Raw genomic sequence first — 13,420 nt, forward strand, 5'->3', positions numbered from 1 at the left:
TTATTGGCGCCGTTTGATCTGGAAGTAGCAGCGATGGCCACAGTTCATGAACACCTTCCGGAGCCGGACGTCCAGCAGTCACTGCACGAGTTGCGCGGGCAGCTGCAGGGATCGTTAATCGAACCGCAGGATCCCCTGTACGAGGAAGCCCGCAGGGTGTGGAACGGCATGGTCGACCTGCGGCCGCGTGCCATCGCGCGCGCAGGCGCCCTATCGGACATCGACATAGTCCTGGACAGTGCCCGGCGCAGCGGCCTCGCCCTGGCCGTCCGCGGCGGCGGGCACAACATCGCCGGCCACGGCACTGTCGACGGCGGACTGGTCCTGGATCTGGGCGCCCTCCGGGAGGTGCGGGTCGACGCCCAAAGCCGGCGGGTCGCCGTCGGACCCGGGGCCACCCTTGCGGACGTGGACCGGGCCACGGCTGCCCAGGGTCTGGCGGTACCGCTGGGGGTCATCAGCGGAACGGGAGTGGCAGGACTTACCCTGGGCGGCGGCGTGGGCTGGCTGACGCGGACCGGCGGGCTGAGCCTGGACAATCTGGATGCCGTGGACGTGGTCACTCCTGCCGGGGAGCATGTGCATGCCAGCGCGGAGGAGAACCCGGAGTTGTTCTGGGGAGTGCGCGGCGGCGGCGGAAACTTTGGCGTGGTGTCCTCCTTCACCTTCCGCACCCTCCCCCTGCCTGCCGCACCGCTGGGCGGCAACCTCTTCTACCGGCCGGACAACTGGCGCAGCGCCCTCCTCGCCTTCGAGGCGTGGACCCGTGACCTGCCGGACGAGATGAACCCGATCGTCTCGTTCCTGGTGCTCCCGGCCGACTTCGGCATGGGCGGTGACCCCTGGATGGCTATCGGATTCGCCTGGGTTGCCGAGGACCATCAGGCCGGCCTGCAGCTGGTGGACCAGCTTCGCGCCGCTGCCCCGCCCGACGCCGAGGAGGTGGGACCCACCCCGTGGCCGGAATGGCAAAGTGCCATGGACCCGGTGTTCCCCAAAGGCTCACGCGGCTACTGGAAGAACGTCTCGTTCTCCCGCCTGGACGAGGAAGTGGTGGACGCCGTCCTGGGTTTCGCCTCCGAGCTGGCCTGGGAAGGAACAGGCATCGATATCCATCACCTCGAAGGTGCGTTCGGGCGGGTGCCCGAAGACGCCACTGCGTTCCCGAACCGGTCCGCCCGGTATTGGCTCAACGTGTACGGGTTCTGGCGTGACGCGGCGGAGGACGAACGGCTGACAGCCTTCGCCCGCAAGGCCTACGCGGTGATGCAGCCGTTCGCGGAACAGGGCGAATACGTCAACTTCCTGGGAGCGGAAGTGGGAGTGCAGGCGCCGGACGCCGCCCGCAGCGCTTACGGACAGGACAAGTACCAGCGCCTCGTGGCCCTCAAGGACCGTTACGATCCGCAGAATCTCCTGCGCCTGAACCACAACATCACGCCGTCGGGCGGCTAACAGGCCGGTGCGGCCCGAAGCAGGCCCGCGGCCGGCCGCGGGCAAAAAAAGAGCCCCCTGTCGGATTCGAACCGACGACCCCCGCTTTACAAGAGCGGTGCTCTGGCCAACTGAGCTAAGGAGGCGTGCCCTTGCGGGCGGGCGCCTGAACGGCGCTACATAAGGTTAGCCCAAGTCCTCCCAGTGGTAAAAACGCCCGCCTTATCCAAGGCCGGGAGAACCGCCGGGCAGGAAGCCGGGCAACAAAAAGGGCCCGCCGCCGAAGTAGATCCGGCAGCGGGCCCTCAAACCGTTAGGCCTTGGCGTCGATCGCGGCCTGGAGGAAATCGGGGAACGGGGTCTGGGCGCTGTCGCCCTTGCCCCACTGCTTGCCGTCCACAAAAACGGTGGGGGTGCCGGTGACGCCGATCGCTGAGGCTTCCTTGGTGGTGAACTTTACGAACGGGCGGTAGGTCTTTTCATCCACGCAGCTGCTGATGTCCACACCCAGGTCGGAGGCCATGCTCTTGAGCCTGTCGTCCGAGAGCCCGGCGCCGCCTTCGGCCGGCTGGTTGGCAAACAGGGCGTCCACGAACTCTGCGTACTTCTCCGGCGATTCGTTCACAACGCACGCGGCGGCGTTCGCTGCACGGGACGAGTAGTTGGTGGTGGAGCGGCTGTCCAGGAACCCGAGCGCGCGGTATTCAACCGTAATCTTGCCCTCGTTGCGCAGCGACGTGAGCTGTTCGTTGTACTGCGCCTCGAAGTTCTTGCAGACCGGGCAGATGAAGTCGATGTAGAGGACAACCTTGACCGGCTTGCCCGCTTCGGCCTCGGCCCCGGGAGCCACCACTTCCGCCGGCGGAGCCTGCGGCGGCTCGCCGACCGAGGCTGCGTCAACAGTGGCCGGATCCAGCTTGGCAACCTCGGTGTTCGCCAGGAGCGTGACGCCGCCGTGCACGTTGCCGTTGGCCGGCGTGGGTCCCTGGTCCGCGACGGGCGCGTTCTGCTTCATCGAACTGGTCACCACCAGCGCCACCACCACCAGGATGGCCACCACGGCGGCCACAATCCCCCACCCGATCAGCAGCTTGTTGCGCTTGTCCTTTTTCAGCTGCGCTTCACGGATCAGCCGCGCTTTCTCGCGGGCCTCCGCGGTGCGCTCAGCCTTGGACTTACGTACTTCGTTTGCGGGGCTCATGTGTTCCTTGGATCGATCGACGAGGGGGACCAGTTCGTGGCAACCCCTCCATTTTAGGTCAGAAAGCTGAGAGCTTGCTGTTTCAAGTATTCTTCCGGCTTGACCAACGGACGAATAGCACCGAAGATTCTGTCCCGTTAGGGTGGGCTAAGAGGCACAAGCAACCCCAGGGGGCCGCAATGCAAACACCCGTCCAGGAAAAACCCGCCGCCGCAGCCGCACCAGGCACCGCCGGCTCGGGCTCCAAGGCAGAGACAAAGTACGACTTTATGGTGGTCTCGAACAGACTGCCCGTGGACCGCGTCGCTCCAGGCGAAAACGGCGACGACGGCTCGGGATGGCGGCGGTCCCCCGGCGGACTGGTCACGGCACTGGCGCCCATGATGACCAAGACCGACGGCGCCTGGGTGGGCTGGCACGGCGCCCCGGACGAGACCGTGGAACCGTTCAGCCACGGCGGCATGGACCTGGTGCCCGTCCAGCTCAGCGCGGACGACGTCGAGCTGTATTACGAGGGCTTCTCCAACGCCACGCTGTGGCCCCTTTACCATGACGTCATCGCACCGCCGGAATTCCACCGCACCTGGTGGGACGCCTACCGCGCGGTGAACAAAAGGTTCGCCGACGCCGTCGTCAGCCACGCCGACGACGGCGCCACTGTGTGGATCCAGGACTACCAGCTGCAGCTGGTGCCGCGGATGCTCCGCGAAGCGCGGCCGGACCTCAAGATCGGGTTTTTTAACCACATCCCGTTCCCGCCGCCCGAGATTTTCGCCCAGCTGCCGTGGCGCCAGGCCATCATCGACGGCCTCCTCGGCGCCGACCTGGTGGGGTTCCAGCGGCCCAGCGACGCCGGCAACTTCATGCGCTCGGCCCGCCGCTTCCTGGGCGCCAGCGTCAAGCAGCAGCAGGTGCACGTCAAGGGCCAGGACGGCCAGATCACCCACATCGCCAGGGCCCAGGCGTTCCCCATCTCCATCGACGTCCAGCAGATCAGCGAGCTGGCCGCCAAGCCGGAAATCATTGAGCGGGCCCGCCAGATCCGCCAGGACCTCGGCAATCCGAAAACCATTCTGCTGGGTGTGGACCGCCTGGACTACACCAAAGGCATCCGGCACCGGCTGAAGGCCTTCGAGGAGCTCCTGGCCGACGGCAAGCTGTCCGTCAGCGACGCCACCCTGATCCAGGTGGCCAGCCCCAGCCGCGAGCGGGTGGAGCAGTACCGGCTCCTCCGCGAGGAGGTGGAGGGCACTGTAGGCCACATCAACGGCACCTACGACACCCTCGAGAACACCGCCGTCCGCTACCTGCACCACAGCTACCCGGTGGAGGAGATGGTGGCCCTGTACCTGGCCGCCGACGTCATGCTGGTGACCGCCCTGCGGGACGGTATGAACCTGGTGGCCAAGGAGTACGTCACGGCACGCACCAATAACGACGGCGCGCTGGTGCTCAGTGAATTCGCCGGCGCAGCCGACCAGCTCAAGCAGGCACTGCTGATAAACCCGCACGATATCGACGGCCTGAAGAATGCCATCATGCGCGCCGTGGAGTTGTCCCCCCGGGACGCGTCGCGGCGGATGCGGGCCATGCGCAAGCAGATCCTTGAGCACGACGTGGACCACTGGTCCGCCGACTTCCTGCAGGCGTTGAAGGAGAAAGTGGTGCGCGATGACACCTGAGAGCCGGACCGGCAACGGCAAGCTGGCGCTGACACCTGAGCTCCGCGAAGCCATCCGCACCATCGCCCGGACCGACCACCTGCTGGTGGCCATGGACTTCGACGGAACCATGGCGCCCATCGTGGGCCATGCCGACGACGCGCGGCCGCTTCCCCGGGCCGCCACGGCTTTCGCCGGGCTCGCCGTGCTGCCGCGTACGACGACGGCACTCATCTCCGGTCGCGCCCTCGCCAGCCTGCGCAAGGTCGCCTCGCCGCCGGTGGACACGCTGCTCATCGGCAGCCACGGGGCGGAAGCGTGGCTGGGCCCCGGGTCGGCAGGACTGACGCTGGACGATGAGCAGAAAGCCCTGCTCGCAGAGGTGCGCGGTATCCTGGCCGACATTGTGGCCGAAGCACCGGGCACCATGCTGGAGGACAAGCCGGCCGGCGTGGTGCTGCACACCCGCCAGGCGCCCGACGACGTGGCAGCGGACGCCGTGGCCGCAGCACGCTCGCTGCTGCAGGACCGCAAAGGCGTTTTCCTCAAAGACGGAAAGCGGGTCCTGGAAACCTCCGTGGTGAATGCCTCCAAGGGCGAGGGCGTGACGTTCCTGAGGCAGATCAGCGGCGCCAGCGCCGTCCTGTTTGCAGGCGACGACACCACCGACGAGGATGCCCTCGCACGGCTGGAGCCAGGCGATGTGGGCATCAAGGTGGGCCTCGATTTCACCCAGGCGCAGTACCGGGTGGAGGCTCCGGTCCATGTGGCGGAGATGCTCGAAGTGCTCCTGCAGGAACGGAGCCTGGCCGTCGCGGAAGAAGCGCCGCAGGAGTGAGCGGTTACGAACGTCACTTGTGACGTTCGTAACATTTGCACCAGTTCGAACAGTATCTGACATACTCTTCTCTGTGATGTGGCGCACAACTACCGTGCGGCGTCACTCAGTGTCTTCCGGCCTCCGCCAGGAAACACGCGCAGTACAAAACTGAACAAACATGAACCATTCACAACGGATCGTCCGGCACGTACCTGCCGGTGAAGGGATTGATAACTGTGGCTACAGTTACTTTTGATAACGCTACGCGTCTGTACCCGGGCACAGAAAAGCCCGCCGTCGATAAGCTCAACATCGACATCGCCGATGGCGAATTCCTGGTCCTCGTTGGACCCTCCGGTTGCGGTAAGTCCACCTCCCTGCGCATGCTCGCAGGCCTCGAGGACGTCAACGCAGGCCGGATCCTCATTGGCGACCGCGACGTCACCGACGTTCCCCCGAAGGACCGCGACATCGCGATGGTTTTCCAGAACTACGCGTTGTACCCGCACATGACTGTGGCCGACAACATGGGTTTCGCCCTGAAGATCGCAGGCGTCTCCAAGGAAGAGCGCGCCGAGCGTGTCCGTGAAGCCGCAAAGCTCCTGGACCTTGAGCCCTACCTGGACCGCAAGCCGAAGGCACTTTCCGGCGGTCAGCGCCAGCGTGTTGCCATGGGCCGCGCCATCGTCCGTAACCCGCAGGTCTTCCTCATGGATGAGCCGCTGTCCAACCTCGACGCCAAGCTTCGTGTGCAGACCCGCACGCAGATTGCATCCCTGACCCGCCGCCTGGGCGTCACCACCGTTTACGTGACGCACGACCAGGTCGAGGCCATGACCATGGGCGACCGCGTCGCCGTGCTGAAGGACGGCCTCCTGCAGCAGGTTGACACCCCGCGCAACCTCTACGACCGCCCGAAGAACGTCTTCGTCGCCGGCTTCATCGGCTCCCCCGCCATGAACCTGCTCGAACTGCCCGTCGTCGACGGCGGCGTCCAGTTCGGCGGGACCGTCTACCCCGTGCCGCGTGACGTCCTCGAAGAAGCACACGGCTCCACCGTGACGCTGGGTTCACGCCCCGAGGACCTCGAGACCGCTCCGCACGGTGAAGGCCTGAAGGTAGAGGTCGACGTCGTTGAAGAGCTGGGTGCCGATGCCTACGTCTACGGCCACACCACGCTTGACGGCAAGGACCACGACATCGTGGCACGCGTCGACGGCCGCCGCCCTCCGATGAAGGGCGAGTCCATCTACGTCCGTCCGCAGTCGGGCCACGTCCACCTGTTCGACACCAAGACCGGCCTGCGCCTGGGCGACTAACAAATCTGAAACTGACGGCGGCCTTCCTTACTGGAGGGCCGCCGTCGGCCTTTAACCGTGCCTGCAGAAGAATTAGCTGGCCGCGCCTATCTACGGAAGAATTGACGCATGACCGAGGAATACAGCGCCCAGTGGCACGACGAACCCACCGACTATGCGCAGGTGGGCAAACTGCCGCGGTTTGTCGCCGCGAGTGCGGACGACGGCAAGATCGCCTCGGTCTCCAGCTCCCTGAACATCACGGCGGCGGCTGCCGATCCGGAGCTGCTCGACCTGCCGTGGCACATCGCGCTGGAGGACTGGCCGGCTGAAAACCTGGCCGCACTCCCCCGCGGTATCTCCCGGCACATCGTCCGGTTCGCCCACCTGGGCGGTTCCGTGATCGCCATCAAGGAAACCTCCGAGCATGTGGCCCGGCATGAGTACCACATGCTCCGCAAACTGGCCCGGCTGGACGTTCCCTGCGTGGAGCCGGTGGCCGTCATCACCGGCCGCACCACACTGGACGGGAAGCCCCTGAACCCCGTCCTGGTCACCAGGCACCTGAAGTTTTCCATGCCGTACCGCGCCCTCTTCTCCCAGATGCTCCGCAAGGACACGCTCACCAGGCTCATCGACGCGCAGGCGCTGCTCCTGGTGCGGCTGCACCTGATCGGCTTCTACTGGGGCGACGTTTCCTTGTCCAATACGCTGTTCCGCCGCGATGCCGGCGCGTTTGCCGCCTACCTCGTGGACGCCGAAACCGGGGAGCTGTACCCGGACCTCTCCACCGGCCAGCGCGAATATGACCTGGAGATCGCGCGCGTCAACATCGCCGGTGAGCTGATGGACCTGCTCGACGGCGGGCTGATCGAGGAAAAGGTGGATCCCGTAGCCACCAGCGAGCTCATCATGGACAGCTACCGCCGCCTCTGGGCCGAACTGACGGAAAAGGAATCCTTCGAACTCGGCGAACGCTGGCGGGTGGGCGCCCGCATCCGGCGGCTCAACGAACTCGGCTTCGACGTCGAGGAATACGCCATCAAGACCACCCAGAACGGGTCCACCATCCAGCTGCAGCCCAAGGTGGTGGACGCCGGGCACCACATGCGGCGCCTGCTGCGGCTGACCGGCCTGGACGCCCAGGAGAACCAGGCGCGCCGCCTCCTCAATGACATGGACACCTTCCGGGCGGACAACAACCCCGACATGGACGAGGAATACAGTGCCCACCTGTGGGTCAGCCAGGTCTTCGAGCCCATCGTGAGGTCCATTCCGCGGGACCTGTCCGGCAAGCTCGAACCGGCCGAAGTGGTGCACGAGGTCCTGGAACACCGCTGGTACATGTCCGAAAAGCAGGAACGGCACATCCCCCTCGCCGAAGCTGTCCAGTCCTACATCGACTCCATCCTGCGGCACCGCCGGGATGAGGCAGCCATTATGCTGAACCCGCCCACCGGGCTGCTGGAGATCCTCGAAGCGGAAACGGAAGAGTCCCGCTACGGCGGCGACGAGTCCATCGACGAATACCCGGACGTGGACGACTAAACGCTAGATTCCCTTTCCGGGGTTCAGGATGCCGGCGGGATCAAACAGGTCCTTGATCCGGCGCTGCAGTTCCCGCAGCGGTTCCGGCTGTTCCTGGCCCAGCCACCGCAGCTTGTACTGCCCCACGCCGTGTTCCCCGGTGATAGTGCCGCCCATGCCCAGGGCGGCTGTAATGGACTCGTCCAGTGCCCGGTGGAGCCGCTCCAGCGCCTCGCCGTCCACAGCGTTGTCCTTCCGGTCGATCCAGAAGGTGGGGTGCAGGTTGCCGTCGCCGGCGTGCGCCACCACTTTGAGGTGCACTGCGTGCTGGATGGCCATGGCCTCCAGCGCTGCCACGTAGTCCACCAGGCGGGACCGGGGAACAGCGACGTCCTCCCCCACCCGGTACTCGTCGTCCACTTCCGCGCCCCGGCTGTGGCGCCGCAGTTCCACGAGCCGCTCTGCTTCGGCGCTGGCCTCGGTGGTGACGGTTGCTCCGCCGGCCGCCAGGACTTCCCGGACCATCATGGCCTCCGCCGCCGCGCCGAAGCCGTCGGTCTGGATCAGCAGCAGGGAGCTGCCGCGGGCGGTGAGGTCCGAGCCGTGGATGTCGTCCAGCTGGGCCAGTGTGCCGCCGTCGAGCAGTTCCATGATGGCGGGCTGGACGCGCGCCCTGCCCACGGCCAGGACGCCTGCTGCGGCCTGGCGGAAGTCCGGGTAGAAGGCGGCGATGGTATGCACTTCCCGGGGAAGGTACTTCAGGCGCACCGTCACGCCCACCACGATGCCCAGGGTTCCTTCGGATCCCACGAAGAGCCCGGTCAGGTCGTAGCCCGCCACGCCCTTGAAGGTCTGGTGGCCGGTGTGCAGGAGTGAGCCGTCCGCCAGGACCACGTCCAGCGCAAGGACGGAGTCCCGGGTGACCCCGTATTTGGCGCACCGCAGCCCGCCGGCGTTCGTTGCCACGTTTCCCCCTATGGTGGAGCTGCGGAAGCTGGCGGGGTCCGGCGCGTACATCAGTCCGTGTTCGGCCGCGGCTTCATTAAGCACGGCGTTGATGACGCCGGGTTCCACCACTGCTGTTTCGTCATCCGGGTTCAACGCCAGGATCCGGTCCATCCGCTCGAGGGACAGGATGATGCAGTCTTTGGTGGCATGGGCGCCGCCGGAGACGCCGGTTCCCGCTCCCCGTGGCACTACGGCCACTTTGGCGGCGGCGCAAATGCGCATTACCGCCTGGACGTCTTCCACGGATTCGGCGAACACCACGGCCAGGGGCAGCTGGTAGTCAAGGATGGGGGCCTGGTCCACCGCATACCGGGCGAGGGTCGTCTCGTGCCGGTCCACCTGTCCGTCCGCCAGGCTGGTTTCCAGCTCCTCAACTGCCATGCTTCCCACGAAGCCTCCATCCGCCGTCGCACGTTTCCCATCAGTCTATGGGCGCAGGCCCGCAACACTTCTGCAAGCGCTTCCACAGTTGACCAGCGGAAACACTCATTTCGCCTACGATTGCGCGAAAGTAATTGTGGAAGCGTTTCCATTAATGTGCCAACACAACCTAAGCTGGACCTCATGTCTGTCGAAACTCTGACACCCGCTGCGGGTCCGCTGACCCTCATCCACGCTGCCGACAACCTGCCGGGCTGGTGGCGCTCTGCCGTGATCTACCAGGTTTACCCCCGGTCGTTCCGGGACCTGAATGGCGACGGCGTGGGAGACCTCGCGGGCATCACAGAGGAACTGCCCCATTTGGCGGACCTTGGCGTGGATGCCGTGTGGCTGTCCCCCTTCTACCGGTCGCCGCAGCGCGATGCCGGGTATGACGTCAGCGATTACTGCGACGTGGACCCGATCTTCGGCACCCTCGGGGATTTCGACGTGATGATGGCCGAGTCCCACCGGCTGGGCCTGCGGGTGATTGTGGACCTCGTTCCCAACCACTGCTCCGACCAGCACGCGCTGTTCCAGGCAGCCCTGGCCGCGCCTGCGGGCAGCCCCGAGCGCGACATGTTTATCTTCCGCGACGGCGCCGGACCTGAGGGACACGAGCCGCCCAACAACTGGCAGTCCCACTTCGGCGGCCCCGCCTGGACCCGGGTAACGGGTCCGGACGGCCAGCCGGACCAGTGGTACCTTCACCTTTTCGATTCATCCCAGCCGGACTTCAACTGGGACAACCCTGCCGTACACGCTGAGTTCGAACGGATCCTCCGGTTCTGGCTGGACCGCGGGGTTTCCGGCTTCCGCGTGGATGTGGCGCACGCGCTGGTCAAGGCGCCCGGCCTCCCCGCTTGGGGCGGACGCCCCGACGGCGGAAGCTCAGACGGCTTCCCGGGCCATGAGGCCCCGATGTTCGGGCAGCCGGCCATCCACGACATCTACCGCACCTGGCGTCAGATCCTGGACGGCTACGGGCCCGACCGGATCCTGTGCGCGGAAGCGAGCGTTGACCTTCCCCGGCTGGCGCACTGGGTCAGGCCCGACGAAATGCACCAGGCCTTCAACTTCCCGTACCTGCACGCCGGGCTGGACGTGTACCGGCTTCGCTCCGTCATCACCGACTCCCTGACGGTCCTGGACAGCGTTGGGGCTCCCAGCACCTGGGTGCTGTCCAACCACGACGTCGTCCGTCACGCCAGCCGCTTCGGCTACAACGGGCAGGGGCCCCGCGACGGCGACGGCATCGGTCCGGCGGATCCGCAGCCTGACACGGCCCTGGGCCGGCAGCGGGCTGCCGCCGCATCGCTGTTTATGCTGGGGCTGCCCGGCGCGGCGTACGTCTACCAAGGCGAAGAGCTCGGCCTGCCGGACGGGATCGACATCCCCGAGCACCTGCGTCAGGACCCTACGTTCGCACGTACCGGGGGGCAGCGGCTGGGCAGGGACGGCTGCCGGGTTCCGCTGCCGTGGCGGGCCGGCGAACCCCACTTTGGCTTCGGCCACGGCGAGGACCCTTGGCTGCCCCTTCCTGCCTCTTTTGAACAGTGGGCGCGGGACGTGCAGGCCGGTTCGCCGTCGTCGCACCTTGCTCTCTACCGGACAATGCTGGCGGTTCGCCGCGACTTGGACCTGGGCCGGGGCTCCCTGGCGTGGGCAGAGGACTGGTGCACCGGTTCATCACTGGGTTATGTCAACGGCGCTACGCTGGTGCTTATGAACCTCAACCACGAGCCGCTGGAGATGCCTGCCGGGCAGGTCCTGGTCCGCAGCGTCCCCTCCGGTCCTGAAGGCCTGCTGGCTTCGGGCGAAACAGCCTGGATCCGCCTTACACCAACCCCCTGAGTATGGCGGGCATCAAGGATGTCGCAGACAAGGCGGGGCTCTCCATCGCCACCGTCTCGCGGGCACTGAGCGGCAAGTCCAATGTCTCCGCAAAGAGCCGGAAGCTGGCACTGGAAGCAGCGGGGGAACTGGGTTTCGTCCCCTCCTACCATGCCGCCAGCCTCGCTTCCGGGCGGAACCACAATATTGGCCTGGTGGTTCCTTCAATCCACCGCTGGTATTTTTCCCTCGTGCTGGAGGGAGCATCTGAGACTCTCCTGGATGCCGGGTACGACCTCACGTTGTACAACGTGGGCGACCAGCCCGAGCGCCGCCGCAGTGTGCTGAACGATTTCCTCCTCCGGAAGCGCCTGGACGCGGTCATCGCAGTGGCCCTGGTGCTGAGCGACGCCGAAATCCAACAGCTGCTGGCCGTCCACCGTCCCATCGTGGGTATCGGCGGCGCTTTGCCGGGGGCTTCCACCATCAGGATCGACGACGAACGCCTGGCCAGGATGGCCACAGACCATTTGATCCGGCTTGGCCATACGCGGATAGGCCACGTCACCGGCGACGCAGCACTGAACCAGGACTTCAAGCTGCCCGGCATCCGCCAGGCCGGATACCAAAAGGCCATGGCGGCAGCAGGTCTGGAGATCCGGCCGGAGTGGCAGATCACCGCTGACTTCACTGTGCAGGGCGCCTACTCAGCGGCACGCCGGTTGCTGGGCGGTGCCACCGAGCGGCCCACCGCGGTTTTTGCGGCCTCCGACGAGATGGCGGTGGGCACCATTCTCGCTGCACGTGACTTTGGGCTCCACGTTCCGCAGGACCTCTCCGTAGTGGGCATGGACGGACACGAGCTGGGCGAGACGTTCGGCTTGACCACCGTAGACCAGGATCCCCGCGGCCAGGGTGCCATGGCGGCCGCGACTGCGCTGCAGCTCCTCGAGGCCAGCGCAAAGGACTCCGGGAGCGGATCAGAGCGGTCCGAAGCCGACCAGGAGTTTCCTACGGAGTTTGTGATCAGGACAAGTACCGCCGTTCCCCGGGCCGATGGCGGACGTCAGCGGCCCTGATCCCCGCCCGCGTCTCCGCTCACCTAGGGAGCGCCCATAAAGCGGGCATACCGGGCGAGGATTTCCGGCCAGGCCTCCACATACCGTTTGCGCTCCGCGTGCGGGTCCTCAGCCCCTTCCCAGCCTTCATGGAACACCCGCACCTCTGTACCCTCCCCTACTGCCCTGAAGACCACCAGGAGCTCCGTGGACCACAAGGCCGTGGAGCCCGGGTGCCAGGTGGCGTGGAAGGACAAGGGCGGCTGCCAGTCATCAAGCGTTCCCCAGATGCTGGTCCGGCCGTCGTCCGCCGTTTCAAGGATCAGGTTCTCCTCGAACTCAACATAGGAGCCGGCTCCATAGACGCCGAATGATACCAGCGGCCACCAGAGGTGCGTATGGTCGGTGAACCCGGCGAAGGCATGCGCCACACTGCCGGGCACGATCACTGTGTTGACCACCGGTTCGAGGAGCTCGCCGGCCGGCTGTTCATCGCTTCCGAAGGGCTCGGCACCGTGGCTGAAGAGGCTGTTCATGGTGCACAACTCTACCCGTGCCGCCCTCCCCCGGACGCTCTCTCACTTGATGCGGCTCTTCGGGTGACGCTCTCTCACTTGATGCGGCTCTTGGGGTGACGCTCTCTCACTTGATGCGGCTTTTCGGGTGACGCTCTCTCACTTGATGCGGTGTTCCGGCTGCTCTTCCGTGTGATGGCGGACGACGCCGGTTGGTTCGGGATGTCTGCAACCTGAGCCGTATCTGGTGGACGGCTGAGAGAGCGATCGAGGAAAACCCACGTTAAGTGAGAGAGGGAGGGTGGAAAACCCGCGTTAAGTGAGAGAGGGTTTGGGTATTTGGCGCGATAAGTGGGCGAGGGTTTGGTGGTTAAAGCAGAGTAGGGCCCTGACGTCTGTTGTCAGGGCCCTACTCATTTAATTTATGTCCGGCGGTGACCTACTCTCCCACACCCTCCCGGGTGCAGTACCATCGGCGCTGTGGGTCTTAGCTTCCGGGTTCGGAATGGGACCGGGCGTTTCCCCCACGCTATGACCGCCGTAACCTTTTCACCCGGCCCGCCAGGGCCTTTGAGGCCTGGGGGTGGGAAACCTGTTGGTGGTTACAACATGTGTGGTGTTGTTATTCAGTTGTGTTTTTGTTCC

Annotated in this window: 10 protein-coding genes, 1 tRNA gene and 1 rRNA gene; 7 read left to right on the top strand and 5 right to left on the bottom strand. The window is 65.7% G+C overall.

Annotated elements, in window-relative coordinates; all coding sequences use genetic code 11:
* Nucleotides 1–33 precede the first annotated feature (33 nt).
* On the top strand, nt 34–1,455 hold the full coding sequence (locus tag AC3A4Z_RS20155) for an FAD-binding oxidoreductase (RefSeq protein ID WP_498713730.1): 1,422 nt from the start codon (nt 34–36) through the stop codon (nt 1,453–1,455).
* Nucleotides 1,456–1,506: 51 nt separating this feature from the next.
* Here AC3A4Z_RS20155 and AC3A4Z_RS20160 read toward each other — a convergent pair.
* Both AC3A4Z_RS20160 and AC3A4Z_RS20165 read right to left on the bottom strand, forming a co-directional pair.
* A tRNA-Thr gene (locus AC3A4Z_RS20160) sits at nt 1,507–1,580 on the bottom strand.
* Between the two features lie 167 nt (nt 1,581–1,747).
* A complete protein-coding gene (locus AC3A4Z_RS20165; RefSeq protein WP_498713732.1) occupies nt 1,748–2,635 on the bottom strand; it encodes a DsbA family protein in 888 nt (295 codons plus the stop codon).
* 179 nt (nt 2,636–2,814) lie between these two features.
* On the opposite strand from AC3A4Z_RS20165, the gene otsA reads away from it, so the two are divergent.
* The 4 genes from otsA (at nt 2,815) to AC3A4Z_RS20185 (ending at nt 7,962) form a co-directional block, all read left to right on the top strand.
* Nucleotides 2,815–4,317 carry an alpha,alpha-trehalose-phosphate synthase (UDP-forming) gene (otsA, locus tag AC3A4Z_RS20170; protein WP_498713734.1) on the top strand — a complete coding sequence of 501 codons (1,503 nt, stop codon included), beginning with the start codon at nt 2,815–2,817 and terminating at the stop codon, nt 4,315–4,317.
* The gene (gene otsB / locus AC3A4Z_RS20175; RefSeq protein WP_498713736.1) at nt 4,307–5,134 is read left to right on the top strand and encodes a trehalose-phosphatase; all 828 of its coding nucleotides are present in this window, start codon (nt 4,307–4,309) and stop codon (nt 5,132–5,134) included. The genes otsA and otsB overlap by 11 nt, the downstream gene beginning before the upstream one ends.
* A 218-nt stretch (nt 5,135–5,352) precedes the next feature.
* Entirely contained in the window at nt 5,353–6,435 is a 1,083-nt protein-coding gene (locus AC3A4Z_RS20180) for an ABC transporter ATP-binding protein (protein WP_091417165.1), read from the top strand.
* 108 nt (nt 6,436–6,543) lie between these two features.
* A complete protein-coding gene (locus AC3A4Z_RS20185; RefSeq protein WP_050056296.1) occupies nt 6,544–7,962 on the top strand; it encodes a DUF4032 domain-containing protein in 1,419 nt (472 codons plus the stop codon).
* A gap of 3 nt (nt 7,963–7,965) precedes the next feature.
* Here AC3A4Z_RS20185 and AC3A4Z_RS20190 read toward each other — a convergent pair whose 3' ends face one another.
* Nucleotides 7,966–9,330, bottom strand: a complete 1,365-nt coding sequence (locus tag AC3A4Z_RS20190) for an FAD-binding oxidoreductase (RefSeq protein WP_498713750.1) — start codon at nt 9,328–9,330, stop codon at nt 7,966–7,968.
* A gap of 183 nt (nt 9,331–9,513) precedes the next feature.
* Between AC3A4Z_RS20190 and AC3A4Z_RS20195 the strand changes: the two genes are divergently transcribed.
* Together AC3A4Z_RS20195 and AC3A4Z_RS20200 are read left to right on the top strand one after the other, a co-directional pair.
* Nucleotides 9,514–11,223: a glycoside hydrolase family 13 protein gene (locus AC3A4Z_RS20195; protein WP_498713739.1), complete on the top strand. Its 1,710-nt coding sequence runs from the start codon at nt 9,514–9,516 to the stop codon at nt 11,221–11,223.
* Between the two features lie 2 nt (nt 11,224–11,225).
* A complete protein-coding gene (locus AC3A4Z_RS20200) occupies nt 11,226–12,281 on the top strand; it encodes a LacI family DNA-binding transcriptional regulator (RefSeq protein ID WP_498713741.1) in 1,056 nt (351 codons plus the stop codon).
* A gap of 23 nt (nt 12,282–12,304) precedes the next feature.
* On the opposite strand, the gene AC3A4Z_RS20205 is transcribed toward AC3A4Z_RS20200, so the two are convergent.
* The gene (locus AC3A4Z_RS20205) at nt 12,305–12,796 is read right to left on the bottom strand and encodes an SRPBCC family protein (protein WP_498713743.1); all 492 of its coding nucleotides are present in this window, start codon (nt 12,794–12,796) and stop codon (nt 12,305–12,307) included.
* Between the two features lie 405 nt (nt 12,797–13,201).
* Nucleotides 13,202–13,318: ribosomal RNA gene (rrf, locus tag AC3A4Z_RS20210) — 5S ribosomal RNA — on the bottom strand.
* Nucleotides 13,319–13,420 lie beyond the last annotated feature (102 nt).

The sequence above is a fragment of the Arthrobacter sp. Soil_C_49 genome (assembly GCF_057656635.1).

Excerpts from the sequence above, each read along its gene's own strand:
- AC3A4Z_RS20155 (WP_498713730.1), top strand. The coding sequence starts at position 34 with ATGGCCACAGTTCATGAACACCTTCCGGAGCCGGACGTCCAGCAGTCA.
- AC3A4Z_RS20165 (WP_498713732.1), bottom strand. The coding sequence starts at position 2,635 with ATGAGCCCCGCAAACGAAGTACGTAAGTCCAAGGCTGAGCGCACCGCG.
- otsA (WP_498713734.1), top strand. The coding sequence starts at position 2,815 with ATGCAAACACCCGTCCAGGAAAAACCCGCCGCCGCAGCCGCACCAGGC.
- otsB (WP_498713736.1), top strand. The coding sequence starts at position 4,307 with ATGACACCTGAGAGCCGGACCGGCAACGGCAAGCTGGCGCTGACACCT.
- AC3A4Z_RS20185 (WP_050056296.1), top strand. The coding sequence starts at position 6,544 with ATGACCGAGGAATACAGCGCCCAGTGGCACGACGAACCCACCGACTAT.
- AC3A4Z_RS20190 (WP_498713750.1), bottom strand. The coding sequence starts at position 9,330 with ATGGCAGTTGAGGAGCTGGAAACCAGCCTGGCGGACGGACAGGTGGAC.
- AC3A4Z_RS20195 (WP_498713739.1), top strand. The coding sequence starts at position 9,514 with ATGTCTGTCGAAACTCTGACACCCGCTGCGGGTCCGCTGACCCTCATC.
- AC3A4Z_RS20200 (WP_498713741.1), top strand. The coding sequence starts at position 11,226 with ATGGCGGGCATCAAGGATGTCGCAGACAAGGCGGGGCTCTCCATCGCC.
- AC3A4Z_RS20205 (WP_498713743.1), bottom strand. The coding sequence starts at position 12,796 with ATGAACAGCCTCTTCAGCCACGGTGCCGAGCCCTTCGGAAGCGATGAA.